This is a genomic window from Pseudomonas sp. FG13 (assembly GCF_057809755.1).
Genome location: NZ_JBMDKO010000009.1, coordinates 107,933 through 134,597 on the forward strand (window position 1 = coordinate 107,933; position 26,665 = coordinate 134,597).

Consider the following 26,665-nt stretch of genomic DNA (forward strand, 5'->3'; position numbering starts at 1 on the left):
GGAGTTCCGAGAATGCCAGCTCTCTACGTGATGATCCCGGCCGCGCTGCTGATCGTGGCCATCGCCGTGTACATTTTCTTCTGGGCCGTGGACAGCGGCCAGTACGACGACCTCGACGGTCCGGCCCACAGCATCCTGTTCGATGATCAGGACCCCAATCACAAGGCCGCCGTGGACGAAGCCGACGGCCAAGCCCAGCGGCCGGACGACAAGGCCCCGCCCCATGCTTGATCTGGCGCCATTACTGGTTTCAGCGGTAATCCTCGGCCTGCTGGGCGGCGGCCATTGCCTGGGCATGTGCGGCGGCCTGATGGGCGCCCTCACCCTGGCGATTCCCAAGGAACAACGCAGCCGGCGCTTCCGGCTGTTGCTGGCGTACAACCTGGGGCGAATCCTGAGCTATGCCACTGCCGGGCTGTTGATCGGCCTGGCTGGCTGGGCGGTCGCCAACAGCCCGGCAGCGATGTTCATGCGGGTATTGGCCGGATTGCTGCTGATCGCCATGGGCCTGTACCTGGCGGGCTGGTGGAGCGGCCTGACCCGCATTGAAGGCGTCGGCAGGGGCTTGTGGCGACATATCCAGCCGATCGCGAATCGCTTGCTGCCCGTATCGAGCCTGCCCCGAGCCTTGTTACTTGGCGCACTGTGGGGCTGGCTGCCCTGCGGCCTGGTCTACAGCACCCTGCTGTGGTCCGCCAGCCAGGGCAACGCATTGGACAGCGCGCTGCTGATGCTGGCTTTCGGCCTCGGCACCTGGCCGGTACTGCTTGCCACCGGCCTGGCCGCCGAACGCGTCACCGCCCTGCTGCGCAAGCGCAGCGTGCGCACGGCCGGCGGCCTGCTGGTGATCATTTTCGGCATCTGGACCCTACCGGGGCCGCACCAGCATTGGCTCATGGGGCATTGATCGGGATTCCCTGTCACTGCCACCTGTGGGAGCCGAGCTTGCTCGCGATCGAGGACGGCACCATCAATACTCAATTGACTGACCCACTGCTATCGCGAGCAAGCTCGGCTCCCACAAGTTGTACTCCACACTTAGCCCCCATCCGACAGGGTCTTGTACAGCACTCCCCCGTTGATGCAAATCAACACGCCCCAGCGTCCACCCTCCTAGACTCGCGCTCATGCCAGCCTATCCGGGGAACGCCCGCATGCTCGACGCCATTCGTTGGGACTCTGATCTGATCCGCCGCTACGACGTAGCGGGGCCTCGCTACACCTCGTACCCGACTGCGGCGCAGTTCGCCGGCCAGGTGGGGACCTTCGACCTGCTCCACGCCCTGCGCGACAGTCGCAAGGCCATGCGGCCACTGTCGCTGTACGTACACGTGCCGTTCTGCGCAAATATTTGCTACTACTGCGCCTGCAATAAGGTCATCACCAAGGACCGTGGTCGCGCCCACGCCTACCTGCAACGCCTGGAACAGGAAATCCAGCTGATCGGCTGCCATCTGGATCCCGCCCAGCGCGTGGAACAGTTGCACCTGGGCGGCGGCACTCCGACCTTCCTCAGCCACGACGAGCTGCGCCAGTTGATGGCCAAGCTGCGCAAGCATTTCAACCTGCTGGATGACGACTCCGGTGACTACGGCATCGAAATCGATCCCCGGGAAGCCGACTGGTCGACCATGGGTCTGTTGCGGGAACTGGGTTTCAACCGGGTCAGCATCGGCGTGCAAGACTTCGATCCGGCCGTGCAACGCGCCGTCAACCGCCTGCAAAGCCTGGAGGAAACCCGTGCGGTGATCGAAGCCGCCCGGACCTTGCAATTCCGCTCGATCAACATCGACCTGATCTACGGCCTGCCCAAGCAGACCCCGGACAACTTCGCCCGCACCGTTGCAGAAGTCATCGACCTGCAACCAGATCGCCTTTCGGTGTTCAACTACGCTCACCTGCCGGAACGCTTCATGCCCCAGCGGCGCATCAACAGCCAGGACCTGCCGAATCCGGAACAGAAACTGGCGATGTTGCAAGGCACCATCGAACAACTGACCGCCGCCGGTTACCGCTACATTGGCATGGATCACTTCGCCCTGCCCGACGACGACCTGGCCATCGCCCAGGAAGAGGCCACCCTGCAACGCAACTTCCAAGGCTATACCACCCATGGCCACTGCGACCTGATCGGCCTCGGCGTGTCAGCCATCAGCCAGATCGGCGACCTGTACTGCCAGAACAGCAGCGACCTGAACCAGTACCAGGGCATCCTCGCCGACGGACAACTGGCAACCAGTCGCGGGCTGGTGTGCAATGCCGACGACCGGCTGCGGCGGGCGGTGATCCAGCAATTGATCTGTCATTTCGACCTGGCCTTCGCCGAGATTGAGCAAACCTTCAATATCGATTTCCAGGGTTATTTCGCAGCGTTGTGGCCGCAGTTGCAGGCCATGGCCGAGGACGGGTTGATCGAGCTGGATAATACCCACATCAAGGTATTGCCTGCCGGGCGCCTGCTGGTGCGTTCGGTGTGCATGGTGTTCGACAGCTACCTGGAGCAGCAAAACCGGCAGCGCTTCTCCCGCGTCATCTGAGCGCGACAATTTGACGAGGAACCACGCTGGCCCAGGACCCGGAGCTGAGTTACCCTTACGGCCTATGTGTGTTTTCCCACAAGGATTAAAGAAATGTCCGAGCCAGTCAAACTGCGCGCCCACAGCCAGGCCCATTGCAAGGATTGCAGCCTGGCTCCTCTCTGCCTGCCATTGTCGCTGAATCTGGAGGACATGGACGCGCTGGATGAAATCGTCAAACGGGGCCGACCGTTGAAAAAAGGTGAATTCCTGTTTCGCCAGGGTGACACCTTCGATTCCGTCTATGCCGTGCGCTCGGGCGCGTTGAAAACCTTCAATCTGAGCGACAGCGGCGAGGAGCAGCTCACCGGTTTCCATCTGCCCAGCGAGCTGGTGGGACTGTCCGGCATGGACACCGAGAGCCATCCGGTCTCGGCCCAGGCGCTGGAAACCACCTCGGTGTGCGAGATTCCCTTCGAACGCCTCGACGAACTCGCGCTGCAACTGCCGCAGCTACGCCGCCAGTTGATGCGAGTGATGAGCCGGGAGATCCGCGACGATCAGCAGATGATGCTGCTGCTCTCGAAAAAGACCGCCGACGAGCGCATCGCGACCTTCCTGGTCAACCTCTCCGCCCGCTTCCGTGCCCGTGGCTTCTCGGCCAACCAGTTCCGCCTGAGCATGTCGCGCAATGAAATCGGCAATTACCTGGGCCTGGCCGTGGAGACCGTCTCCCGGGTGTTCACCCGTTTCCAGCAGAATGAGTTGATCGCCGCCGAAGGCAAGGAAATCCACATCCTCGACCCGATCCAGCTCTGCGCCCTGGCCGGCGGCTCGATCGAAGGCTGATGAACACGCGCGGCTGAGGGATTCCCTTGGCCGCGCTATACTGCCGCGTTTGCAGCCCTGCCAGGACATTTCGACGATGGTCTTCGACTCCTTCGACATCAAATCCCTGATCCGCCCCGTAATCGACTTCCCCAAACCCGGCGTGATCTTCCGCGACATTACCCCGCTGTTCCAGTCCCCCACGGCCCTGCGGCTGGTGATGGACAGCTTTGCCCACCGCTACGTCGAGGCCGAGTTCACCCACATCGGCGCGATGGATGCCCGGGGCTTCCTGATCGGTTCGATCCTCGCCTACCAGTTGAACAAACCATTGGTGCTGTTCCGCAAGCAAGGCAAGCTGCCGGCCGATGTGCTGGCCGAGGGTTACCAGACCGAATACGGCGAAGCGTTCCTGGAAGTGCATGCCGACAGCCTGTGCGAAGGCGATTCGGTGGTGATGTTCGATGACCTGATCGCCACCGGCGGCACGCTGATCGCTGCCGCCAACCTGATCCGCCGCATGGGCGCCAAGGTCCACGAGGCGGCGGCGATCATCGACCTGCCGGAATTGCTGGGCTCCCAGCGATTGATCGACATGGGGATTCCAACGTTCTGCCTGACGCAGTTCTCCCTGAGCGAACGATAACCGCCCGACCATCATCGGTTCGGTGGGAGCGGGCTTGCTCGCGAAAGCGGTGTATCAGTCACATTATCGCCAACTGACTTACCGCCATCGCGAGCAGGCTCGCTCCCACAGGGTTTGTGTTCGGCCGCAGAATACTAAAGCTACCCCCGACCAATGTGGGAGCGAGCCTGCTCGCGATTGCAGAGTGCCAGTCGCCTCTTGACTGACTGATACTCCGCTATCGCGAGCAGGCTCGCTCCCACAGGTCTCCCACAGGTATTTGTATCGTGGTTACAGCGTAATCGGCTTGCGCCCGGCAAACGAGTGCGCCAGCGTCCCGCCATCGACCAACTCCAGCTCGCCCCCCAACGGCACGCCGTGGGCGATGCGGGAGGCGACCAGGCCTTTGTTGCTCAGCAACTGGGCGATGTAGTGGGCGGTGGCTTCGCCTTCCACCGTCGGGTTGGTGGCGAGGATGACTTCGGTGAAAGTCCCCGCCTCTTCGATCCGCGCCATCAACTCTGGAATGCCGATGGCCTCCGGCCCCAGGCCATCGAGGGGCGAGAGATGTCCCTTGAGCACGAAGTACCGCCCACGGAAACCGGTCTGCTCCACCGCATACACGTCCATGGGCCCTTCCACGACGCACAGCAGCGTGTCGTCCCGACGCGAGTCGGCGCATTGGGGGCACAGGTCGTCTTCAGTCAGGGTCCGACATAAACGGCAATGCCCGACCCCTTCCATGGCCTGGCTCAAGGCCTGGGCCAGGCGCGAACCGCCGCTGCGATCACGCTCAAGCAATTGCAACGCCATGCGCTGGGCAGTTTTCTGACCCACACCCGGCAAGGTTCGCAGGGCATCGATCAGTTGGCGAATCAAAGGGCTGAAGCTCATCGAGGAAATGTCCGACATAACAACGAGACGCGGTTTATACCCGCGCCTCTGACCAGCGTCAAATACTCAATCCTGCGCCACCCGCACCACCAGCTTGCCGAAGTTGCGTCCCTCCAGCAGCCCGATAAACGCCTGTGGCGCATTCTCCAGGCCATCGACCACGTCTTCGCGGAACTTGACCCGGCCATCCCGCACCCATGGCGCCATGGCGCTGATGAATTCCGGCTGACGATCACCGTAGTCGTCAAACACGATAAATCCCTGCATGCGCACCCGTTTGGTCAGCAAGGTGCGTTGCAACTGCGGCAACCGATCCGGTCCGCTCGGGGCGTGCTGATCGTTGTAGGACGCTATCAGGCCACAGAGCGGGACGCGGGCCTTGGCGTTGAGCAGCGGCAGCACCGCGTCGAAGACTTTGCCGCCGACGTTCTCGTAATAGATGTCGATGCCTTTGTCGCACGCCCGGGCCAGCTCTTCGGCAAAGTGCTCGCTCTTATGGTCGATGCAAGCGTCGAATCCCAACTCGTCGACCACGTACTGGCATTTCTCGCTGCCGCCAGCCACCCCGACGACCCGAAGCCCCTTTATTTTCGCCACTTGGCCGACTACAGAACCCACGGCACCCGAGGCGGCGGCCACCACCAGGGTTTCCCCGGCCTTGGGTTGACCGATGTCCATCAGTCCCATGTAGGCGGTCATGCCCGGCATGCCCAGCACCCCCAAGGCCATCGACGGACTGGGCAACCCGGATGGAATGGGTATGACGTTGCGACCATCGCTGATGCTGTGGCTCTGCCACCCCGTGGCCCCCACTACCAGGTCGCCCTCGTGAAATTTCGGGTGCTTCGAGTGCACTACGCGGCTGACAGCTCCGCCGGTCATCACTTCGTCGATTTCCACCGGCGCAGCGTAGGACGGCGCGTCGCTCATGCGCCCGCGCATGTAGGGATCCAGGGACAGGAACAGTGTCTCGAGCAGGATCTGCCCGTCCGCCAGCTCTGGCAGGGTTACCTGCTCAACCCGGAAATTCTCCGCGGTGGGCGCGCCCTTGGGACGGGAAGCGAGGACGATGCGCTGGTTGGAGGTCGATGCTTGTGACATGGAAACGTCTCCTTGATCGTTGAATGGGCACGTATAGGGAGCAGACCATTGCCTGGGGGGTGGCGTTCGATGTTTATCGCTGTGGGAGCAAGGCTTGCCCGCGATGGATTCAACGCGGTCTTTCAGGGGGCCCAGGCGCTTATCGCGAGCAAGCCTTGCTCCCACAAGGGTTCCGGCCATCACAGCCATGCACCCGAAACAAAAATGCCAGGCGCGATGCCTGGCATTGGGTGTAGCCCATCCCGAACGGGATGGCGAATCAGAACGGCAGTTTCATGCCCGGCGGCAGTTGCATGCCGGCGGTCATGCCAGACATCTTGTCCTGGCTGTTGGCTTCGATCTTGCGCACGGCGTCGTTGACGGCGGCGGCGAACAGGGCTTCGAGCATTTCCTTGTCATCTTCGCTCAGGCCTTCGACCACGCTCGGGTCAATGCTGACGCGCTTGATGTCGTGGCGACCGGTCATGACCACGGTCACCATGTCGCCGCCGGACTTGCCGGTGACTTCGGCGTTGGCCAGCTCTTCCTGCATCTTGGCCATTTTTTCCTGCATCTGCTGCGCCTGCTTCATCAGGCCGGCCATGCCACCTTTCATCATGGGAATCACCTCGAAAGTACTTGGATAAACACCGCGCCCGGCCCTTTCGGCCCGGCGCCTTCAATTATGAGCCCTGGGTGACCGGGGCCTCGACAGGTTCGATAGTATCGTGACGGACCACCGCGCCGAACTGTTGCATCATCTGCTGGATGAACGGATCGCTGTGGATCGACTCCTCGGCCTCGCGCTGGCGGTCGGCACGGCGCCGGGACGCGGCCTGGGCCGGGGTTTCCTGCTCCGGCTTGATCAGTTCGATGCTCAGCGTCAGCGTGCGCTGATGATACTGGTTCAGTGCATCGTTGAGACGCCGCTGCTGGGTCGCGTTGAACAGGGCGCTGTGGGCCGGATCCAGGTGCAGCAGCCAGTGATCGCCCTCTACCGCGATCAGCGTGCAGTTGGCGGCGATGCTACCGGTCATGCCGGTGATCGGCAATTTCGGGAACAGCTCCAGCCATTGCAGGGCCAGCCCGGTGGCCGGCATCGCTGCGGGTTCCGGCTCAGGCTCGGGTGCCGGCTCGGCGGCGTGCTCGCTGGCCAGGTCATCCAGGTAGCTGTAGGCCGAGTCCATGTCCGGCTCGATGTAATCCTCATCCAACGGAGGCTCATCGTCCAGGTCCATGCCCGGCGTGGCCATATCGACATCGGCGGCGGTCGGCTCGGGCATCGGAGCGGCGACCCACTCAGGCGCTTCGGGCACCACGCTGTCGGGCGTCGGCAGGGGCATCGGCGGCAGCTCGGGCTGCTCGGCGACGGTTTCCAGTACAGGCTCCACCATAGGCTGCTGGACGATCTCGGGTTCGACCGGATCATTCCAGGGCAGATCGATGACGGTTTCGGCGACAGGCTCGGGAATCGGCTCAGGCTCGATGACAGGCGCCGGAGCCGGTTCCACGACGGGCGCTACCGCCGCCGGGGCAGAAACCGCTGCCGGCGCAACAACGGGCGCGGCAGCCACTGGCTTGGCGGAATCAGCTGTGGCCTGGCTGATCCCCACTGGCTTTAGCGCCTGCCTCGGCGCATCCGCCGTGTCCGCAGGCCGGAACGCCAGCATTCGCAGCAGCACCATTTCGAAGCCACCGCGCGGATCCGGCGCCAGGGGCAGGTCGCGACGACCGATCAGGCCCATCTGGTAATAGAACTGCACGTCTTCGGCGGGCAACGCCTGGGCCAGGGCCAGCACGCGATCACGGTCGCCATGGCCGTTGTCGACGCCGTCAGGCAAGGCCTGGGCGATGGCGACACGGTGCAATACATTGAGGATTTCCGACAGCACGCCATTCCAGTCCGGCCCCTGTTCGGCCAGGTGGCGCACCGCTTCGAGCAACGCCTTCGCGTCGCCGTCGATCAGGGCATGCAACACGTCATAGACCTGGCCGTGATCGAGCGTACCGAGCATGGCCCGCACATCGGCAGCCATGACCTTGCCTTCCCCGAAGGCGATGGCCTGGTCGGTCAGGCTCATGGCGTCACGCATCGAACCGTCGGCGGCGCGACCCAGCAGCCACAGCGCATCGTCTTCGAACGGCACATTCTCGACACCCAGCACGTGGGTCAGGTGCTCGACGACCCGCTCCGGTGTCATGTTCTTCAGGGAGAACTGCAGGCAGCGGGACAAAATCGTGGCCGGCAGCTTCTGCGGATCGGTGGTTGCCAGGATGAACTTGACGTAGGGCGGCGGCTCTTCAAGCGTTTTGAGCAGCGCATTGAAGGAATGGCTGGAGAGCATGTGCACTTCGTCGATCAGGTAGACCTTGAAGCGCCCACGGCTGGGGGCGTACTGCACATTGTCGAGCAGCTCGCGGGTATCTTCGACCTTGGTGCGGCTGGCGGCGTCGATCTCGATCAGGTCGACGAAACGGCCTTCATCGATTTCCCGGCAGACCGAACACTCACCGCAGGGTGTCGAAGTGATACCGGTTTCACAATTCAAGCACTTGGCGATGATTCGCGCGATCGTCGTCTTGCCCACGCCGCGGGTCCCGGTGAACAGGTAGGCATGGTGCAGCCGCTGGCTGTCCAAGGCGTTGATCAGAGCCTTGAGCACATGGGTCTGGCCGACCATTTCGCGGAACGAGCGCGGACGCCATTTACGTGCAAGAACCTGATAACTCATCGAAAACCATCGCAACGAAGGAACATAAGCGGCTAATGCTAGCGGAGCAGGGGCGAAATTGCATCCGGTGCACCGTTCTAATCTGACTAAGCTTGGATCAAGGACTCGGTTGTCGACACGTTTTCATACCGTCAGGAGAGCTTATGCGCTTGGCCATGGGGGCTTTGCTGTTATTAGGGACAGAATGTTCCGCCGCCGAATTACCCTTGCGCTTTGCCGTGACTGACGGCTGGGCCATGCCCATGGTGCAGATCGAACAGGGTCGCCCGACCCAGGGAATACTCCCAGACGTCATGACCAGCCTGGCGACCCAGGTGGGCATGCCGGCCGAGTTCCATGTCCTGTCCCGGGCCCGGCTCGACGGGGCCATGCGACACGACGAAGTCGACATGCGCTGCTACGTCAGCCCCAACTGGGTAAAGGACGAAGGAGCAGGTTTCCTCTGGAGTGTCCCGCTGTTCTTCCAGCGTGACCTGCTCGTCGGCACAGCCAGTGCCCCCAGACAAGTGGTGCCGGCGACGCTGGGGCAGCAGCCGATCGGTACCGTGCTCGGCTATACCTATCCGACCTTGCAGCCGCTGTTCGACAGCGGTCATCTAAGGCGCGATGACGCACGGAGCCAGGAACAAGTGCTGACAAAATTGCTTGCCGGGCGCTATCGCTACGGCGTGAGCAACCAATGGGCGCTGGACTGGTTCAACCAACGGCACACCGCTGACTACCAACTGCATGAGGTGGCCGTTTTGCAGGAACAGCAGTTGGGCTGCTACCTGCGCAATGATCCGAAAATCCCGGCACAACGCATCCTGCGCACCTTGCAGAACATGAAATCCTCCGGAGAGATCGACGCGATCATCCAGCTTTACACCGGCCGCAATGCGCAATCCGAGCCTGAAGCCGGCTCTCCCTGAATGCCCGGACGCTGCTGCCATTGCGACGGCGGAACAAACCTCGCCACCCAGCCCGGTATCTGCTCGGCTGGCATGGGTCGGGCGATGAAGTAGCCCTGGGCGACTTCACACCCCAGGCGCAGCAGCAATTGCCCATGCTCGAGACTGTCCAGCCCTTCGGCGACGACCTGGCGATCGAACGCCTGGGCCAGACCGATCACGGCCTTGGTCAAGGCCAGGTCATCCCGATTCACAAGAATGTCGCGGATAAAGGTCTTGTCGATCTTGATGGTCTGGATGCGCAAATGCTTGAGGTCATTGAGGGAGCAGTAGCCCGTCCCGAACCCGCCCAGGGAGAAACCCACCCCCAGGGCCTGGCAAGCCTGGAGGCAGGCGCTGACATGTTGGAGATTTTCCACCGCGACGGATTCGACGATTTGCAGGTCGAGCATGCGCGGCGCCACGTCCGGGTGTCGCTCCAGCATCTGCCGCAGCCGCTCGACAAAGTCTTCGCGCTGGAAATGCCGTGCCGAGACATTGATGCTGACCGGCCACCCCTGCCCCGCTTGCTGCCACAGCTGCAACTGAATCATGACCTGTTCCATGACCCACTCGCCGATCTCGACAATCAGATCGGTCTCCTCCGCCAGCGGCAGGAACTCACGAGGCGGCACCAGGCCACGTTGCGGGTGCTTCCAACGCAATAACGCCTCAAGGCCGACCACGGTGCCGCTGCGCATATTGACCTTGGGCTGGAAATGCAGCCGCAGCTCACGGGCGGCCAATGCCTGCCGAACCCGCTCGACGGTCTGGTAGGTGGCCCGCACCTCCTTGTCCCGGGATACATCGAACAGATGGAAGCGATTGCGGCCGCTCTGCTTGGCCATGTACATCGCCTGGTCGGCATGGCGCAGCAACGTCTCGGCGTTTTCGTTGTCCCAGGGGAACAGCGTGACGCCGATACTTGCGAAGACCTTGATGCTTTTACCGTCAATGGCATAGGGCGTGGAAACAGCAACCAGCACCCGGTTCAAAGCCCCATGCAACTCATCCATCCCAGGCACATGACGCAACACCAGCACGAACTCGTCCCCCGCCAGCCGCGCAACCACATCTTCGCCTCGAACGATGCTGCGCAGCCGCCTTGCGACCTCGACCAGCAGCTGGTCGCCACTGGCATGGCCGTGACCGTCATTGACCGCCTTGAAGCCATCGAGATCAAGCATACAGACCGCGAGGGGGAAGCTTTCCGCCTGGGAAAACGCCAGGGCCTGGTCCAGCAGGTCAGACAAATAGGTGCGATTGGGCAGCCCGGTCAGCACATCGTGCCCGACTCGCCATTGCAGGGAGTGCAGTTGCCGGCGCTTGTCGCTGACGTCGAAACGAATCGCCAGGTAGCGCTCGACCTGTCCTGTCGCGTCATCTGTCAACGGTACCAGGGTGGTATCGACCCAATGCAAGGTACCGTCCTTCGCGCGATTACAGATATCCCCCTTCCAGACCTGCCCCAACGAGATGGTGTGCCACATGGCACTGAAGAATTCCCCGGGGTGGTGACCGGAATTGAGCAGGCGATGGTTCGCCCCCAGCAGTTCATCGCGCCGGTAGCCAAAGAGGTTACAGAACTGGTCGTTGACGTAGGTGATACGCCCGCTCGCATCGGTCTCGGAAAAAATCGCGGCGGCGTCAACGGCTCTGCGGTACTTCTTATCCATCGAAGCAGTCATCCATGAGTCAGGCTCATTTGGCGCGCGCGGTTGCACCGCCTTCGGACAGGCGAAAATCAACTAGGCTCAAATACCGTGAGAGAAGTGGGAGCACGGCTTTGTCGGTGCCGCTCGAAAGCCCAGAACGCCTGCCCTGTGCCACGACCATGAACCCGCGACCCATTTCTTTTTGCATCTTTTGGTATCTGAAGCAGGTCACCAAATGCCCGTCCCAAACGCTGATTCTACGAAACACATCACATTTTGCAAAGCAAGGTGATGGATCACGCGGTTGCCTAATGCGAAAATCTATCGTTAAGTTCTTGATTCTAAATGGGAATTGAGCGATGCAAATTTCAAGTTTGGGTGCAGCCATCAGACGCTACCGCAAAGTAGCGGGGCTGACTCAGGCTGAACTGGGCGAAAGAACCGGTTTTGACCCCAAAACCATCAGCCGTTTCGAAACCGGCACCTACATGCCCAGCATCGAAGCCCTGTTCCTGCTCGCCAACGTGTTGGACGTGCAACTGAAAGCCTTTTTCGCCGACATGAACGATGAAGACGAACAGCGCGCCTATCTGTTCGGTGTCATACACAAGGCCACTCCGAAGGACCTGGGCAAGCTGATCGCGGCGGTGGATCAAGCGCTGTCCAAACCTTGAGTCGGGTGTGATGGCTCCCCGGCTCCCCGGACCTGATGCACACAACCTGTGGGAGCAAAGCTTGCTCGCGATAGCGGAATCTCAGGCAACATCAATGCAAGCTGACCCACCGCCATCGCGAGCAAGCTCAGCTCCCACAGGGGATCGGTGACGAACACTGGGTTTATGGGCATCCAGAAAAATGACCTGCCAATCAGCGCCCACCCTTCGCCCGATCCACCGCGACCAGCACCAGTGAAATCACCACGAACCCCACCAACACCAACATCGCATTAACCAGCACCTGTGAATAACCCAAGTTGTTCACCTCGATGAACGGATAGGGGTAGGAGCCGATCATCTCGCCACGTATCAGGGCGTAAATGAAATAGACCAGTGGATAGATCAGCCACGCCCATACATTGCTCCAGTGCAGGGTTCCCTTTGGCACACAGAACCACCAATAGATCATGAACAGCACAGGCATCACGTCGTGCAGCAGCTCATCAGCCACCCACTGCCAGCCTTGAGGGTTCCATGTCTGGCGTAACAACAGGTTGTACGCCAGCCCGACCAGCACGATGGCAGCCGCCACCCCCGTTTGGGTCGAGGGCCGGAGAAAGAAACGTCGCAGCGCCGAGTCACCTGTCGTCGCCGCGCAGGTCAGCACGATCGCCACCAGGATATTGGTCAGCACCGTGAAGTAGCTGAAAAAGATCTCCACGCCACCTGACAGGCTCTTCTCGGCCTGCCAACGTGAGGCCAGGATCAGGTAAAGCTGGAGAAGCAATGCAAACCATCCCAGCGCCGCCGCGACCTTCACGGCGATTGCCCCCCTGCTTCGCGTCAACACCATGTCGTTGTTCATCACATTGCCCTCTGGCCGTCTACACGAACCCTAGAAAGGCACAACGTGAAATTCTACTGTCAGAAATGACAGTGCCGATCAACGGTAATAGAGCAGACAGCAGAAGGCATCAACCGAATTCGATCAGAACAAGAAAGGCAGGGGGAAATCTGACAAACCTTGCGAATGAAGGCCTGGGGCGTTATGGAGGCAACCCCACCAGCCACACCCCGGCACACAATGTTCCCGCTGTGGCTGCTTCCTTCCGGATCTGACCAGGTTCACGGGTAATCGTTGCGGGGGGACCGATGGGGTCACCATAACGACGCCCGCCTGACGGCGAGCCGCGCCATTGTACCTATCTGACGGGAAGTTACAACCGTTCGCGCCGGATTAAAAAAGCGAAGATGTTCAAGCACTTGCCATGGGGGTGGATATGCGTTTTGCAGCCATCCCGAGGAACCCTGTGGGAGCGAGCCTGCTCGCGAAAGCGGTGGGTCGGCTTGCATCAGGGCTGAATGAGCTGCCGCCATCGCGAGCAGGCTCGCTCCCACAGTAGATCGAGGGTGCGCAGCCATCCTGGCAAACCCCGTCGCTACAGCAGCACCTCATCCGCCCGGCCGCCCTCCTCCTGGATCACCAGATGGATGAAATGCAGTTTGGTGATGACGGCTGCCGGCACGACGAACGGGTAGAAATCCGGTTGGCCCATGCTGCGGGACAGTTCGTTGAGCATGCCTGCCAGTTCGATCCAGGCGTTGACGAACGACAGGAACGCCGTGCCTCCGGCGTGCTCCGGATCGAACAGGGTGTCGGGTGGGAACGGTTGGTAGTCGAAGTCCATGTCCTGGGCACTCATGCCAAAGCCCAGCGCCGTGTCCACGGCGTCCATCATGTGCAGGTAGTGAGCCCAGGTTTCGGCCCAATCCTCCCAGGGGTGCATGGTGGCGTAGGCACTGACGTAACGGGTTTGCCAGTCCAACGGTGCTCCTTGCTGGTAATGCCGCTCCAGCGCGTCGGCATAACTGGTCCGCTCATCGCCGAACAATCCGCGGAATGCTTCGAGCCAGTGGCTGTTGGCAACCAGAAGATCCCAGTAGTAATGCCCCACTTCGTGACGAAAGTGCCCGAGCAAGGTGCGATACGGTTCGTGCATCTGCTGGCGCACGGCCTCACGGTGGGCGTCGTCCGCTTCCTTGATGTCGAGCGTGATCAAGCCGCTGGCATGGCCGGTGGTCGGTGGCGTGCCGTCAGGGTCGACGCCGATGAAGTCGAAGGCCAGGCCCGTGGATTCGTCGACGCTTTTCGGCGCGACCGGCAGACCGAGGGTGATCAGTTGCGCCACCAGCCTGCGCTTGGCCGTCTCGACCTTGCGCCAGCGTTCAGGGTTCTCCGGGATCGACAGGTCGGGGATGGTGCGGTTCAGCCGGCAGGCGATGCACAAGGTGTCGCGCCCCCCGGCCGGCAGCAGCCAGTTGCACGCTGCCGCGGTATCGAGGTTGGCACAGCGACGGAACAGACCGGCCTTTGGGTCGGCATCCAGGGTCCAGGTGTCGGGCAGATCACCGGGTTGCAGTGACGAAAGACGACTCTGCTCCGGCTGGTAGCCCAACGCCGCCAGGCAGGCCAGGCACTGGCTGTTGCGGAAAAACAGCGACTGGCCGCAGCGACACGGCCAGACCTTGCTGTTGCGCGAACGGTCGCCCAGGAACGGCGCGGCGATGCGTGAGCTCAGTTGTTCGAAGAAGCGGTACATGGCGATCTCTCCCTGGGGCCTGCAACACTAGATCGTCTTCTGGCACAGACGTTCAGCCTGGTGACACACCCTTGTGGCGAGGGGATTTATCCCCGCGCCACAAGGGCTAGACCGTGATGCCGTGCTTGCCAAGGAACGCTACGAACGCCTCTTCATCCAGCACCTTGAGCCCGAGTTCATTGGCCTTGGTCAGTTTCGAGCCCGCACCCGGGCCGGCCACGACGCAATGGGTTTTCGCCGACACGGAACCGGCGACCTTGGCCCCAAGGCTCTCCAGCTTGTCCTTGGCGACGTCTCGGCTCATCAATTCCAGCGAACCGGTCAGTACCCAGGTGTGCCCCGCCTCCGGCAAGCCTTCGACCACCTTCTTCTCGCTTTGCCAGTGCATGCCGAAGTCCCGCAACTGCTGTTCCGCGGCCTCGGCCTGCTGGCGGTTTTCGGTGATGGCAAAGAATTCCCGCACAGCGTTGGCCTGCTTTTCCGGCAGGGCCTGGCGCATGTCCAGCCAATCTGCGTTCATCACTGCCTCGAGGGAGCCGAACTTGTCTGCCAGTTTCTGCGCACCACCCGGTCCGACCGACGGGATGTAAAGCTTGTCGAGGAAGCCACCCAGGGTGGTGCTGGCGGAGAATTCGGCGCCCAGCTCGCCCTGGTCCTGGATATCGAGACCATGACGCAGCAGGTCCGCGATCACCTGACGGTTGTGCGGGTCCTCGAAGAAGCTGTGGATCTCATGCGCCACTTCCAGGCCCACGTCCGGCAGGTACGTGAGCACCTGGGGCAACGCTGCTTGCACGCGTTCCAGCGAGCCCAGGGAGCGCGCCAGGACCTTGGCGGTTTCCTCGCCGACGTCCGGGATGCCGAGGGCGTAAATGAAGCGCGCCAGACTGGGCTTCTTACTGTCGACGATGGCCGCCAACAACTTCCGGCTCGACAATTCGGCAAAGCCTTCCAGGTCGACCACTTGTTCGAAGGTCAGGGCATACAGATCGGCCGGCGATCCCACCAGGCCCTCGTCCACCAGTTGTTCGATGCTCTTTTCCCCCAGCCCTTCGATGTCCATGGCCCGGCGCGAGACGAAGTGAATGATCGCCTGCTTGAGCTGCGCTCCGCAGGCCAGGCGCCCGACGCAGCGATACACCGCGCCTTCGCTGATGGTTTCGCGACCCTTGCTGCGCTTGATCAGTTGCGTGCGCTCCACGTGGGAGCCGCACACCGGACACTGCTGGGGCACTTCCACCGGGCGGGCATTTTCCGGGCGACGCTCGGTGACGACTTGCACCACCTGTGGAATCACGTCCCCGGCGCGGCGGATGATCACCGTGTCGCCGATCATCAACCCCAGGCGCGCCACTTCGTCCATGTTGTGCAGCGTGGCGTTGGCCACGGTCACGCCTGCCACCTTGACCGGCTTGAGCCGCGCAACAGGCGTCACCGCCCCGGTGCGGCCCACCTGGAACTCGACGTCGAGCAACTCAGTGAGTTCTTCGCTGGCAGGGAATTTATGGGCGATGGCCCAGCGCGGCTCGCGAGCGCGGAAGCCGAGCTCACGTTGGGAAGCAATGCTGTTGACCTTGAACACCACGCCATCGATCTCATAGGGCAACGCGCTACGCCGCTCGCCGATGTCACGGTAGTAATCCAGGCATTCGTCGATGCCATGGGCCAGTTTCAGCTCGCGGCTGACAGGCATGCCCCAGGCTTTGAGCTGCTTGAGATTGCCGATGTGGGTATCGGAGATATCCGCCGTCACCTGGCCGATGCCGTAGCAGCAGAACTCCAGCGGACGGTTGGCGGTGATCTTCGAGTCCAGTTGCCGCAGGCTGCCGGCCGCCGCGTTGCGCGGGTTGGCGAAGGTCTTGCCACCCGTTTCCAACTGCGTGGCGTTGAGACGCTCGAAGCCGGCCTTGGACATGTACACCTCGCCGCGCACTTCCAGCACGGGAGGCCAGCCGCTGCCCTGCAGCTTGAGGGGGATGTTGCGCACGGTGCGCACGTTGACGCTGATGTCTTCGCCTGTGGTGCCGTCGCCGCGAGTGGCACCGCGTACCAACAGGCCGTCCTGGTACAACAGACTGACCGCCAGGCCATCGAGTTTCGGCTCGCAGCTGTATTCCACCGCCGCACCGCCGCCCAGCAGATCACCCATCGGCAGATCGAGGCCTTCAGTCACCCGGCGGTCGAACTCACGCATGGTGGCTTCATCGAAGGCGTTGCCCAGGCTGAGCATCGGGATTTCGTGACGGACCTGGCTGAACGCCGACAACGCCACGCTGCCGACCCGTTGGGTCGGTGAGTCGCTGGTCACCAGCTCCGGGTGCTGCGCCTCCAGGGCCTTGAGCTCGTGGAACAGGCGGTCGTACTCAGCGTCCGGGATGGTCGGTTCATCGAGGACGTGATAGCGATAGTTGTGCTGATCCAGTTCGGTTCGCAGCTCTAGGATGCGGGTTTCGACGGCATTCATGGGTGTTCTCTCATAAAGCAAAAGAGCAGCCGAGGCTGCTCATTTCAATCAGTCAAGTAACGCTCGGCAGAGAACCTGTGGCGAGGGGATTTATCCCCGCTCGAGTGCGCAGCACTCGCAAACTCTGTGGCAACACAACATTTTGAGGGCTGCTTGGCAGCCCAGCGGGGATAAATCCCCTCGCCACAAAAGCGGTTTGCCACAAGCGGCTACCAGAGGCGCTCTGATCAGCGCTTCTGGGTCAATGCCCGACGCTCAAACTCGACGATACGCTGGCGGTAGTGCTCGATGGTCTGTGCGGTCAGCACGCTGCGCTGGTCATCCTTCAATTCGCCATTGAGTTCCTGGGACAACTTGCGAGCCGCCGCCACCATCACGTCAAAGGCCTGTTTGGGATGACGCGGGCCCGGCAGACCGAGGAAGAAACTCACCGCCGGCGTGCTGAAATGATCGATGTCGTCCAGATCGAACACCCCTGGCTTGACGGCGTTGGCCATGGAGAACAGCACCTCACCGTTGCCAGCCATGCTTTCGTGACGATGGAAAATGTCCATCTCGCCGAAACGCAGGCCGCTTTCCAGGATGTTCTGCAACAACGCCGGGCCCTTGAAGCCGGCCGGATCGCGGCAGATCACGCTGATCACCAGGACTTCTTCAGCCTGGGCCTGATCCTTGTCGCTGCTCGACGCCTTGCTCTCTTCCGGGAAGTCGTCGCGACTGCTGAAGCTCGGGCCGCCATCCAGGTCCAGGTTGAGGTTCAGGTCACCCTGGGACGGTTCGTTGTTGCGCTTGCCACGTTTGGAACCCGATTCACGGGGCTCGCGCACCGGCGCGCTCATCGACGGCAGGTCATGCTCGTCCAGTTGCGGCTCCTTGTGGGTGTCCAGCACCCGGGGCGGGCCCAGCAGCTCGGCATTGTCATCCTCGTCCGGCAGGTTCGACAGGCTGCGATCAAGGCGGAACTTGAGTTTCCCCTTGCCACCGCGCATGCGGCGCCAGCCGTCGAAAAGAATACCGGCAATGACAATGATGCCGATGACGATCAGCCACTCGCGCAGACCGATTTCCATGTAATCCCGTGCCTCTATAAAAATGCTGAAAAATAAGGGGCTTAGCTATTTGCAAACCGCTTTAAAACGTGGCGCCAACTCTATGTTCTGAATGGCGTTTTGCCCACGCACACGAAAAATTGACATTAAACTAGCATGACCAACAGCTTGAAGCTACATAACAGCAGCTACAAGCTACAGCTGAGCTGCATCGCTTGCAGCTCGCCACTTTAAGCTCGCCGCTCGCCGCTAGGCATCCACCATCGCCATGGCCTCCTCGACATCCACCGCCACCAGCCGCGAACAGCCCGGTTCGTGCATCGTCACGCCCATCAGTTGATCGGCCATTTCCATGGCGATCTTGTTGTGGGTGATGTAGATGAACTGCACCGTTTCAGACATTTCCTTTACCAGGCGCGCATAACGGCCCACGTTAGCGTCGTCCAGCGGTGCATCGACTTCGTCGAGCATGCAGAACGGCGCCGGATTCAACTTGAAGATGGCAAATACCAGGGCCAACGCGGTCAGCGCCTTTTCACCACCGGAGAGCAAATGAATGGTGCTGTTCTTCTTCCCGGGAGGACGCGCCATGATCGTCACCCCTGTATCGAGTAGATCTTCGCCCGTCAGTTCCAAGTAAGCGCTGCCACCACCGAAAACTTTTGGAAAAAGCGCCTGCAAACCGCCATTGATCTGATCAAAGGTATCCTTGAAACGGTTGCGGGTTTCCTTGTCGATCTTGCGAATGACGTTTTCCAGGGTTTCCAGCGCTTCCACCAAGTCAGCATCCTGGGCATCCAGGTAGCGCTTGCGCTCGGACTGCTGTTCGTATTCGTCGATGGCCGCCAGGTTGATCGCGCCCAGGCGCTGGATCCGCGCAGCAATGCGCTCCAGCTCCTCCTCGGCGTCTTTCTCATTGGCCCCGGGCACCAGGGTGGCGAGCACGCCGTTGAGGTCGTAGCCGTCCTCCAACAGTTGATCCTGCAAGGCCTTGCGGCGTACGGTCAGGGCCTGCCATTCCAGGCGTTGCTGTTCCATCTGGCCGCGAATCAGCTGGGATTGCTGCTCGGCCTGGCTACGGCGCTTCTCGGCATCGCGCAGCTCACGGTCGGCGTCCTCCAGGGCGATCTGAGCGGTCTTGAGCTCTTCATCGACACTCATCCGCTTGTCGAGCAGCTCCTCGAGTTTGAGGCGCAACTCTTCCAGCGGCGCCTCGCCCTCTTCCAGGTTCAGGCTCAACTGTTCGCGTTTTTCGGTCAGGCGTTCGGACTGCATTTCCAAACGCTCGAGAGCCTGGCGCGTGGAATCGTACTGCGCCTTGAGCGAGCCCAGGCGCACCGCCAACTGATGGGCATGATCCTTGTGCTGACGCGCTTCCTGGCGCACCCGGTCGAGGCGTTCGCGCAAGCTGTCGCGCTGGGCCAGCAACAGCTCACGCTGCTCGGTGTCCAGCGCCATGGCATCAAGGGCCTCCTGCAGTTGCAGACGCGCCTCGCCGACCTGCTCGTGCTCCAGCGCCCGTTGCTCGCCCAGCTCGGCAATTTCTTCTTCCAGACGAGTACGACGCAAGGCCAACTGCTCGGCCTTGGCCTTGCCGGCCGACAGCTGTGCCTTGAGTTCGCCCTGCTGGCGCGCCTCATCCTGAAGCAGCCGGCGCAGGTGTTCGCGGCCGTTTTCCTGTTGACGCTGCTGCGCCCGCAGATTCTGCAATTCGGTTTCCAGGGCTTCGACACTGGCTTCGCGCTCATCGCGCTCGGCGCCCAGACGCTGGATCTCCTGGCCCCGGGCGAGCATGCCGCTCTCGGCTTCGCTGGCCCGGCGCACCCGCAGGAAATGCCGGCCGACCCAATAGCCGTCGCGACTGATCAGGCTCTCGCCCGCCGCCAGTTGCCCGCGCAGCGCCAGGGCCTGTTCGAGGTTTTCCACCGGCCTGACCTGCCCGAGCCAGGGCGACAGATCGACCTTGGCCTCGACTTTGTCCAGCAGGCTGCCCGGCATCCGCACGCCGTCACCGGCCGGGCTGAGCAGGCGCAGGTCGCCCTGGGTGAAACCCGAGAGGTCGAAGCCCGCGAAATCGTCCACCAGCACCGCTTGCAGATCGGCGCCCAGCACGGTTTCCACCGCCAGTTCCCAACCGGCGTCGACCTTCAGTCCTTCGGCCAGTCGCGGGCGCTCGGCCAGATGCTGGTCGCGCAGCCATTCGGCGGTGCCGGTGCCCGGGTCCAGCGCCGCTTGCTGCAAGGCTTCCAGCGACGCCAGACGACCGTTGAGTCGTTGCAGCTCGCCCTGGGCCTGCTGCTGATTCTGAAGGGCCAGTTGCAAGGCCTGGCGCAGTTGTTCGAGCCGTTCGACCTGGGCGTCTTCGCTGGCCTGCAAATCTTCCAGGGTGGCTTCGCTGGCAGCCAGTTGCTCGCTCAGGTCGAGGATCGCCGCGTCTTCCGGGTCCGCCGCGAGCAAGGCGCGCTCCTCGGCCAGGCGGCGCTGGCGCTCGGCCAGGCGTTCCATGCTGGTTTCCAACTGCTGGATGCGCGACTGCTGGACCTCGGCCTGACGCCGCGGTTCGGCAGAAGTCAGGTTGAATCGGTCCCACTGCTCTTGCCAGCCATGCATGGTCAACTCGGCTTCTTCCAGAGCCGCGGCGGCTTCTTCGGCAGCGGCGCTGGTGATCTCCTGCTCTGGCGTGAGCCGGTCCAGTTCTTCACCGAGGGTCAGCAGCAAGGTACGGTCGTGCCCCAGGTGAGACTCGGTCTCCAGGCGCGCGCGCTCGGCCTCTTTCAAGTCGTCCTGTAACTGGCGCAACCGTTGCTGGCCATGCTGGATGCTCTGCTCGACCCTGGCGATGTCGCCACCGACCGAATAGAAGCGCCCTTGCACCAGGTTGAAGCGCTCGGACAGTTCGTGGTGCCCATCACGCAGGCGCTCGATGGCCGCATCGGCATTGCGCTGTTCGGCCACCAGCGCTTCGAAACTGACCTCCTGGTTGCCAATGATCGCTTCACGCTGGCCGACCTGTTCATTCAACGCCTGCCAGCGCAGGGCCGAGAGCTGGGCCTTGAGCTGGCGCTCCTCGCCCTTGTATTCCTGGTATTTGCGCGCGGCCTCGGACTGGCGGTGCAGGCGTTCGAGCTGACGATCGAGTTCTTCGCGCAGGTCGGTCAGGCGAGCCAGGTTTTCGTGGGTGCGACGGATTCGGTTCTCCGTCTCGCGCCGGCGCTCCTTGTACTTGGAGATACCGGCAGCCTCTTCGATGAAGTTGCGCAGGTCTTCAGGCTTGGCCTCGATCAGCTTGGAGATCATGCCCTGCTCGATGATCGAGTAGCTGCGCGGCCCCAGGCCGGTGCCGAGAAAGATGTCGGTGATGTCGCGACGCCGGCACTTGGCACCGTTGAGGAAGTAGCTGTTCTGGCTGTCGCGGGTCACCTTGCGGCGGATGGAGATTTCCGCATAGGCCGCGTATTCGCCGATCAAGGTGCCGTCGGAGTTATCGAACACCAGCTCGATGCTCGCCTGGCTGACCGGCTTGCGGCTGGTGGAGCCGTTGAAGATGACGTCGGTCATCGACTCGCCGCGCAGGTTCTTGGCCGAACTCTCGCCCATCACCCAGCGCACGGCGTCGATGATGTTCGACTTGCCGCAACCGTTGGGTCCCACCACCGCCGCCATGTTGCTGGGGAAGTTCACCGTGGTCGGGTCGACGAAGGACTTGAACCCCGCCAGCTTGATGCACTTGAGGCGCACGTTCAGGCCTTCGTCAGGGCGGCAACCACCAGATCGCAACTACGCTGACAGTAAGCCATCAGCACAATGCGAATCTGCGGCAGATCACGGGCCAGCACCGCGACGAGCAGGCGCTGGAACAGATCGAGGAATTCGCTCATTTCGGCCTTGCGCTGTTCCAGGGCCAGGAAATAGGCGCGGCTCATGGCCGGTTGCAGGTTCTCGACGGTTTCCTGCAAGTACGGGTTATTGGCAAATGGATAGGCCGCGCGCATCACGCTGAAGCTCTCGTCGACGAACATGCGGATGTCCTGGCGCTCGAAGGCCTCCTTGAGGCGCTGCTGGATCTGCAGGAACGGCGCCATGTCGGCCGAATCCCGCCAACCATGGGCAACGGCGTTGCCCAGCAGGATGTACAGCTCGCTCATCAGCGTACAGAGGCTACGCACATTATGTTCGGTAAGTTCGGTAACGTGAGCACCACGGCGCGGCAGGATCGCAATCAGATGGCGTCGCTCCAGGATCAGCAGGGCCTCGCGGACCGAGCCGCGGCTGACGTTGAGCGCCAGCGTGACCTTTTGCTCCTGGATGCGCTCTCCTGGCTTCATTTCACCGCGGATGATGCGTTCGGCGAGATGATGGGCGATTTGCTCGGCGAGGCTGTCCGGGGCCTTGAACGTCATGGTTGTCCTTCAAACTCTTCGATCTGCACAAGCGGCGCAGTGTAGCGCACTCGATACGTCATGGCGCAGGGCCTGTACCGGGTTTTTGGCACGATTCAAGCAAAAAGGTTCTGTGGGAGCCGAGCTTGCTCGCGATGGCGGCATGCCAGCCTCCATCCCTGTTTAATGTGCCACCGCCATCGCGAGCAAGCTCGGCTCCCACAAGGTTCTACAGTGTCTATAGAACGTTGCTCATCGACAAACCGGATTTTCCTGACCTTTAAGTCAGAAAAACGTTGACCGAAAAGTCAGACCTGCTAAATTCGGCCTACGTCGATACAACAATAATGAATCTGCGAGGCCTTCCGTGATCCAGTTTTTACTCAACCAGGAACTCCGTAGCGAGCACACCCTGGACCCGAACCTGACCGTGCTCAACTATCTGCGCGAGCATGTCGGTAAATCCGGCACCAAAGAAGGTTGTGCCAGCGGCGACTGCGGTGCCTGCACCGTCGTGGTGGGCGAATTGGACACAGACGAAAGCGGCCGCTCGCGCATTCGTTATCGCAGCCTCAACGCATGCCTGACCTTCGTCTCGTCCCTGCACGGCAAGCAACTGATCAGCGTCGAAGACCTCAAGCACCAGGGCCAGTTGCACAGCGTCCAACAGGCGATGGTCGATTGCCACGGCTCGCAATGCGGCTTCTGCACACCGGGCTTCGTCATGTCGCTGTTCGCCCTGCAAAAAAACAGCGATCAACCTGATCCCCATAAGGCCCATGAAGCGCTGGCCGGCAATCTGTGTCGCTGCACCGGCTACCGGCCGATCCTGGCTGCCGCCGACCAGGCCTGCTGCGGCAAGCAACCCGATCAGTTCGACGCCCGCGAGGCCGAGACCATTGCCCGTCTCGAAGCGATCGCGCCCAAGGAAACCGGCGAGCTCAACTGTGGCGACAAACGCTGCCTGGTGCCGTTGACGGTGGCCGACCTGGCCGATCTCTACGACGCCTATCCCCAGGCGCGCCTGCTGGCCGGCGGCACCGACCTGGCCCTGGAAGTCACCCAGTTCCACCGCACCCTGCCGGTAATGATCTACGTGGGTAACGTCGCAGAGCTCAAACGCATCGAGCGTTTCGACGACCGCCTGGAAATCGGCGCCGCTGCCGCGCTGTCCGATTGCTACGAAGCCCTGAAAGCCGAATACCCGGACTTCGGTGAGCTGCTGCAACGCTTCGCCTCGCTGCAGATCCGCAACCAGGGCACCTTGGGCGGCAACATCGGCAACGCCTCGCCCATCGGTGATTCGCCGCCGTTGCTGATCGCCCTTGGCGCGCAGATTGTGTTGTGCAAGGGTCAGGTCCGTCGCACCCTGGCGTTGGAGGATTACTTCATCGAATACCGGGTCACCGCCCGCCAGGAAAGCGAATTCATCGAGAAGATCATCGTGCCCCGGGCCAGCGCCGAGCAGGCGTTCCGCGCCTACAAGGTGTCCAAGCGCCTGGACGATGACATCTCCGCGGTCTGCGCGGCGTTCAATCTGCGCATCGACAACGGCGTGGTCCGCGATGCCCGCGTGGCCTTCGGTGGCATGGCCGCCATCCCCAAGCGTGCCAAGCATTGTGAAGCCGCGCTGATCGATGCGCCGTGGAACGACAGTACCCTCGAACGCGCCTGCGCCGCCCTGGCCGAAGACTTCACGCCTTTGTCGGACTTTCGCGCCAGCAAGGAATACCGCCTGCTCAGCGCTCGCAACCTGCTGCGCAAATACTTCATCGAACTGCAAACGCCGCACATCGAGACTCGGGTGACCGCTTATGTCTAACCATCACGCCGTAGAGAAGACCCAAGCCGAACTGGCCGAGCTGTTTGCCCACGACCTGAGTACCGGCGTCGGTCGCAGCGTCAAGCACGACAGCGCCGCCAAGCATGTGACCGGTGACGCGCAGTACATCGATGACCGTCTCGAATTCCCGAACCAACTGCACGTTTACGCGCGCCTGTCGGACCGCGCCCACGCCCGGATCCTGCGCGTCGACACCACGCCGTGCTACGCCTTTGAAGGTGTGCGCATCGCCATTACCCACGCCGACATCCCCGGCCTCAAGGACATCGGCCCGTTGCTACCCGGCGACCCGCTGCTGGCGATTGACGATGTGCAGTTCGTTGGCCAACCGGTGCTGGCCGTCGCCGCCAAGGACCTGGAAACCGCGCGCAAGGCGGCGATGGCCGCGATCATCGAATATGAAGACCTGGAACCGGTGCTCGACGTGGTCGAAGCCCTGCGCAAACGACATTTCGTGCTCGACAGCCACACCCACCAACGCGGCGATTCAGCCACCGCACTGGCGAGTGCCGAACATCGCATACAGGGCTCGCTGCACATCGGCGGCCAGGAGCACTTTTACCTGGAGACCCAGATTTCATCGGTGATGCCCACCGAAGACGGCGGCATGCTCGTTTACTGTTCCACCCAGAACCCCACCGAGGTGCAGAAACTGGTGGCCGAAGTGCTGGGCGTGTCGATGAACAAGGTCGTGGTGGACATGCGCCGCATGGGCGGTGGCTTTGGCGGCAAGGAAACCCAGGCCGCCAGTCCGGCCTGCCTGTGCGCGGTGATCGCGCACCTCACGGGCCAGCCGACCAAGATGCGCCTGCCCCGGGTCGAAGACATGCTGATGACCGGCAAGCGTCACCCTTTCTACATCGAATACGACGTGGGCTTCGACAGCCGCGGGCGCCTGCACGGGATCGCCCTGGAACTGGCCGGCAACTGCGGCTGCTCACCGGACCTGTCGGCGTCGATTGTCGACCGGGCGATGTTCCATGCCGACAACGCCTACTACCTGGGCGATGCGACCATCAACGGCCACCGCTGCAAGACCAATACCGCATCGAACACCGCTTACCGTGGCTTCGGCGGCCCGCAAGGGATGGTTGCCATCGAAGAAGTCATGGACGCCATCGCCCGGCACCTGGGGCTCGATCCGCTGGCGGTGCGCAAGGCCAACTATTACGGCAAGACCGAGCGCAACGTCACTCACTACTACCAGACCGTCGAGCACAACATGCTCGAGGAGATGACCGCCGAGCTGGAAGAAAGCAGCCAGTACGCCGAGCGGCGCGAAGCGATCCGTCGCTACAACGCAGGCAGCCCGATCCTGAAAAAGGGCCTGGCACTGACGCCGGTCAAGTTCGGCATCTCGTTCACCGCCAGTTTCCTCAACCAGGCGGGTGCCTTGATCCACATCTACACCGACGGCAGCATCCACCTGAACCATGGCGGCACCGAAATGGGCCAAGGCCTGAACACCAAGGTCGCGCAGGTCGTGGCCGAAGTTTTCCAGGTGGAAATGGACCGGGTGCAGATCACCGCGACCAACACCGACAAAGTACCGAACACCTCCCCCACCGCGGCTTCCAGCGGCGCCGACCTGAACGGAAAAGCCGCGCAGAATGCCGCCGAAATCATCAAGCGGCGCCTGGTGGAGTTCGCCGCGCGACAGTACAAGGTCAGTGAAGAAGACGTGGAATTCCACAACGGCCATGTGCGGGTCCGCGATCACATCCTGACCTTCGAGGCACTGGTGCAACAGGCGTATTTCGCCCAGGTCTCGCTGTCGAGCACCGGGTTCTACAAGACCCCGAAAATCTACTACGACCGCAGCCAGGCCCGTGGCCGGCCATTCTACTACTACGCCTACGGCGCAGCGTGCGCCGAGGTGATCGTCGATACCCTCACCGGTGAATACAAGATGCTGCGCACCGACATCCTCCACGACGTCGGCGCCTCGTTGAACCCGGCCATCGACACCGGCCAGGTCGAGGGCGGCTTCATCCAGGGCATGGGCTGGCTGACCACGGAAGAACTGGTGTGGAACGACAAGGGCAAGCTGATGACCAACGGCCCGGCCAGCTACAAGATCCCGGCCGTAGCCGATATGCCGCTGGACCTGCGGGTCAGGCTGGTGGAGAACCGCAAGAACCCCGAAGACACGGTGTTCCATTCCAAGGCCGTGGGCGAGCCGCCGTTCATGCTCGGCATCGCCGCGTGGTGTGCGATCAAGGACGCCGTGGCGAGCCTGGGAGATTACCGGCACCAGCCGAAAATCGACGCGCCGGCGACACCGGAGCGGGTGCTGTGGGGCTGTGAGCAGATGCGCGGGTTGAAGGTGAAGGCGGTAGAGCCTGAAACCGAGATGGCTTCGCTCTAGACCGCGGCGCGGCCCATCGCGAGCAGGCTCGCTCCCACAGTGGGTCA

Annotated in this window: 20 protein-coding genes and 1 other RNA gene; 9 read left to right on the forward strand and 12 right to left on the reverse strand. The window is 62.1% G+C overall.

The annotated features are described in order from the left end of the window. Positions 1–12: 12 nt before the first annotated feature. From ccoS to ACODTO_RS11170, 5 genes are all read left to right on the forward strand, one after another. Positions 13–231, forward strand: coding sequence for a cbb3-type cytochrome oxidase assembly protein CcoS (ccoS, locus tag ACODTO_RS11150; RefSeq protein WP_139648858.1), 219 nt, complete (start codon positions 13–15; stop codon positions 229–231). Then, on the forward strand, positions 224–907 hold the full coding sequence (locus ACODTO_RS11155; RefSeq protein WP_139648860.1) for a sulfite exporter TauE/SafE family protein: 684 nt from the start codon (positions 224–226) through the stop codon (positions 905–907). Before ccoS ends, ACODTO_RS11155 begins: the two co-directional genes overlap by 8 nt. Before the next feature lie 247 nt (positions 908–1,154). Beyond that, positions 1,155–2,537: an oxygen-independent coproporphyrinogen III oxidase gene (gene hemN / locus ACODTO_RS11160; RefSeq protein ID WP_139648862.1), complete on the forward strand. Its 1,383-nt coding sequence runs from the start codon at positions 1,155–1,157 to the stop codon at positions 2,535–2,537. Between the two features lie 93 nt (positions 2,538–2,630). Then, on the forward strand, positions 2,631–3,365 hold the full coding sequence (gene fnr, locus ACODTO_RS11165; RefSeq protein WP_139648864.1) for a fumarate/nitrate reduction transcriptional regulator Fnr: 735 nt from the start codon (positions 2,631–2,633) through the stop codon (positions 3,363–3,365). A gap of 76 nt (positions 3,366–3,441) precedes the next feature. After that, positions 3,442–3,990 carry an adenine phosphoribosyltransferase gene (locus ACODTO_RS11170; protein WP_175362923.1) on the forward strand — a complete coding sequence of 183 codons (549 nt, stop codon included), beginning with the start codon at positions 3,442–3,444 and terminating at the stop codon, positions 3,988–3,990. Between the two features lie 270 nt (positions 3,991–4,260). On the opposite strand, the gene recR is transcribed toward ACODTO_RS11170, so the two are convergent. The 4 genes from recR to dnaX all read right to left on the reverse strand — a co-directional run bounded on the left by recR (position 4,261) and on the right by dnaX (position 8,675). Then, on the reverse strand, positions 4,261–4,863 hold the full coding sequence (recR, locus tag ACODTO_RS11175; RefSeq protein ID WP_041020490.1) for a recombination mediator RecR: 603 nt from the start codon (positions 4,861–4,863) through the stop codon (positions 4,261–4,263). A 66-nt stretch (positions 4,864–4,929) separates the two neighbouring features. Continuing rightward, positions 4,930–5,964, reverse strand: a complete 1,035-nt coding sequence (locus ACODTO_RS11180) for an NADP-dependent oxidoreductase (RefSeq protein ID WP_175385719.1) — start codon at positions 5,962–5,964, stop codon at positions 4,930–4,932. A gap of 259 nt (positions 5,965–6,223) precedes the next feature. Continuing rightward, positions 6,224–6,562 carry a YbaB/EbfC family nucleoid-associated protein gene (locus ACODTO_RS11185; RefSeq protein WP_003183512.1) on the reverse strand — a complete coding sequence of 113 codons (339 nt, stop codon included), beginning with the start codon at positions 6,560–6,562 and terminating at the stop codon, positions 6,224–6,226. A 64-nt stretch (positions 6,563–6,626) separates the two neighbouring features. Beyond that, the gene (gene dnaX, locus ACODTO_RS11190) at positions 6,627–8,675 is read right to left on the reverse strand and encodes a DNA polymerase III subunit gamma/tau (protein WP_489106430.1); all 2,049 of its coding nucleotides are present in this window, start codon (positions 8,673–8,675) and stop codon (positions 6,627–6,629) included. 143 nt (positions 8,676–8,818) lie between these two features. Between dnaX and ACODTO_RS11195 the strand changes: the two genes are divergently transcribed. After that, positions 8,819–9,586 carry a substrate-binding periplasmic protein gene (locus tag ACODTO_RS11195; protein WP_175385721.1) on the forward strand — a complete coding sequence of 256 codons (768 nt, stop codon included), beginning with the start codon at positions 8,819–8,821 and terminating at the stop codon, positions 9,584–9,586. Here ACODTO_RS11195 and ACODTO_RS11200 read toward each other — a convergent pair. Then, positions 9,538–11,280, reverse strand: coding sequence for a putative bifunctional diguanylate cyclase/phosphodiesterase (locus tag ACODTO_RS11200; RefSeq protein ID WP_175385722.1), 1,743 nt, complete (start codon positions 11,278–11,280; stop codon positions 9,538–9,540). The genes ACODTO_RS11195 and ACODTO_RS11200 overlap by 49 nt on opposite strands. Before the next feature lie 338 nt (positions 11,281–11,618). On the opposite strand from ACODTO_RS11200, the gene ACODTO_RS11205 reads away from it, so the two are divergent. Next, on the forward strand, positions 11,619–11,933 hold the full coding sequence (locus tag ACODTO_RS11205) for a helix-turn-helix domain-containing protein (RefSeq protein ID WP_139648875.1): 315 nt from the start codon (positions 11,619–11,621) through the stop codon (positions 11,931–11,933). 193 nt (positions 11,934–12,126) lie between these two features. On the opposite strand, the gene ACODTO_RS11210 is transcribed toward ACODTO_RS11205, so the two are convergent. The 7 genes from ACODTO_RS11210 to ACODTO_RS11240 form a co-directional block, all read right to left on the reverse strand. Next, positions 12,127–12,780 carry a Pr6Pr family membrane protein gene (locus tag ACODTO_RS11210; RefSeq protein WP_175385723.1) on the reverse strand — a complete coding sequence of 218 codons (654 nt, stop codon included), beginning with the start codon at positions 12,778–12,780 and terminating at the stop codon, positions 12,127–12,129. A 193-nt stretch (positions 12,781–12,973) separates the two neighbouring features. Next, an RNA gene (gene ffs, locus ACODTO_RS11215) (signal recognition particle sRNA small type) lies at positions 12,974–13,070 on the reverse strand. Between the two features lie 284 nt (positions 13,071–13,354). After that, positions 13,355–14,515: a zinc-binding metallopeptidase family protein gene (locus ACODTO_RS11220; RefSeq protein ID WP_175385724.1), complete on the reverse strand. Its 1,161-nt coding sequence runs from the start codon at positions 14,513–14,515 to the stop codon at positions 13,355–13,357. Positions 14,516–14,621: 106 nt separating this feature from the next. Continuing rightward, the gene (gene ligA, locus ACODTO_RS11225; protein WP_489106431.1) at positions 14,622–16,979 is read right to left on the reverse strand and encodes an NAD-dependent DNA ligase LigA; all 2,358 of its coding nucleotides are present in this window, start codon (positions 16,977–16,979) and stop codon (positions 14,622–14,624) included. A gap of 227 nt (positions 16,980–17,206) precedes the next feature. Beyond that, the gene (gene zipA / locus ACODTO_RS11230) at positions 17,207–18,049 is read right to left on the reverse strand and encodes a cell division protein ZipA (protein WP_139648885.1); all 843 of its coding nucleotides are present in this window, start codon (positions 18,047–18,049) and stop codon (positions 17,207–17,209) included. Between the two features lie 228 nt (positions 18,050–18,277). Further along, positions 18,278–21,766, reverse strand: coding sequence for a chromosome segregation protein SMC (smc, locus tag ACODTO_RS11235; protein ID WP_175385726.1), 3,489 nt, complete (start codon positions 21,764–21,766; stop codon positions 18,278–18,280). Between the two features lie 2 nt (positions 21,767–21,768). Beyond that, positions 21,769–22,428: a GntR family transcriptional regulator gene (locus tag ACODTO_RS11240; RefSeq protein WP_024776771.1), complete on the reverse strand. Its 660-nt coding sequence runs from the start codon at positions 22,426–22,428 to the stop codon at positions 21,769–21,771. Positions 22,429–22,774: 346 nt separating this feature from the next. On the opposite strand from ACODTO_RS11240, the gene xdhA reads away from it, so the two are divergent. After that, on the forward strand, positions 22,775–24,229 hold the full coding sequence (gene xdhA / locus ACODTO_RS11245; protein WP_139648889.1) for a xanthine dehydrogenase small subunit: 1,455 nt from the start codon (positions 22,775–22,777) through the stop codon (positions 24,227–24,229). Then, entirely contained in the window at positions 24,222–26,618 is a 2,397-nt protein-coding gene (gene xdhB / locus ACODTO_RS11250) for a xanthine dehydrogenase molybdopterin binding subunit (RefSeq protein ID WP_489106432.1), read from the forward strand. The genes xdhA and xdhB overlap by 8 nt, the downstream gene beginning before the upstream one ends. The last annotated feature ends 47 nt before the right edge of the window (positions 26,619–26,665 follow it).

What these genes read in the sequence shown, in the direction of transcription:
- ccoS (WP_139648858.1), top strand. Translation starts at nt 13, where the DNA reads ATGCCAGCTCTCTACGTGATGATCCCGGCCGCGCTGCTGATCGTGGCC.
- ACODTO_RS11155 (WP_139648860.1), top strand. Translation starts at nt 224, where the DNA reads ATGCTTGATCTGGCGCCATTACTGGTTTCAGCGGTAATCCTCGGCCTG.
- hemN (WP_139648862.1), top strand. Translation starts at nt 1,155, where the DNA reads ATGCTCGACGCCATTCGTTGGGACTCTGATCTGATCCGCCGCTACGAC.
- fnr (WP_139648864.1), top strand. Translation starts at nt 2,631, where the DNA reads ATGTCCGAGCCAGTCAAACTGCGCGCCCACAGCCAGGCCCATTGCAAG.
- ACODTO_RS11170 (WP_175362923.1), top strand. Translation starts at nt 3,442, where the DNA reads ATGGTCTTCGACTCCTTCGACATCAAATCCCTGATCCGCCCCGTAATC.
- recR (WP_041020490.1), bottom strand. Translation starts at nt 4,863, where the DNA reads ATGAGCTTCAGCCCTTTGATTCGCCAACTGATCGATGCCCTGCGAACC.
- ACODTO_RS11180 (WP_175385719.1), bottom strand. Translation starts at nt 5,964, where the DNA reads ATGTCACAAGCATCGACCTCCAACCAGCGCATCGTCCTCGCTTCCCGT.
- ACODTO_RS11185 (WP_003183512.1), bottom strand. Translation starts at nt 6,562, where the DNA reads ATGATGAAAGGTGGCATGGCCGGCCTGATGAAGCAGGCGCAGCAGATG.
- dnaX (WP_489106430.1), bottom strand. Translation starts at nt 8,675, where the DNA reads ATGAGTTATCAGGTTCTTGCACGTAAATGGCGTCCGCGCTCGTTCCGC.
- ACODTO_RS11195 (WP_175385721.1), top strand. Translation starts at nt 8,819, where the DNA reads ATGCGCTTGGCCATGGGGGCTTTGCTGTTATTAGGGACAGAATGTTCC.
- ACODTO_RS11200 (WP_175385722.1), bottom strand. Translation starts at nt 11,280, where the DNA reads ATGGATAAGAAGTACCGCAGAGCCGTTGACGCCGCCGCGATTTTTTCC.
- ACODTO_RS11205 (WP_139648875.1), top strand. Translation starts at nt 11,619, where the DNA reads ATGCAAATTTCAAGTTTGGGTGCAGCCATCAGACGCTACCGCAAAGTA.
- ACODTO_RS11210 (WP_175385723.1), bottom strand. Translation starts at nt 12,780, where the DNA reads ATGAACAACGACATGGTGTTGACGCGAAGCAGGGGGGCAATCGCCGTG.
- ACODTO_RS11220 (WP_175385724.1), bottom strand. Translation starts at nt 14,515, where the DNA reads ATGTACCGCTTCTTCGAACAACTGAGCTCACGCATCGCCGCGCCGTTC.
- ligA (WP_489106431.1), bottom strand. Translation starts at nt 16,979, where the DNA reads ATGAATGCCGTCGAAACCCGCATCCTAGAGCTGCGAACCGAACTGGAT.
- zipA (WP_139648885.1), bottom strand. Translation starts at nt 18,049, where the DNA reads ATGGAAATCGGTCTGCGCGAGTGGCTGATCGTCATCGGCATCATTGTC.
- ACODTO_RS11240 (WP_024776771.1), bottom strand. Translation starts at nt 22,428, where the DNA reads ATGACGTTCAAGGCCCCGGACAGCCTCGCCGAGCAAATCGCCCATCAT.
- xdhB (WP_489106432.1), top strand. Translation starts at nt 24,222, where the DNA reads ATGTCTAACCATCACGCCGTAGAGAAGACCCAAGCCGAACTGGCCGAG.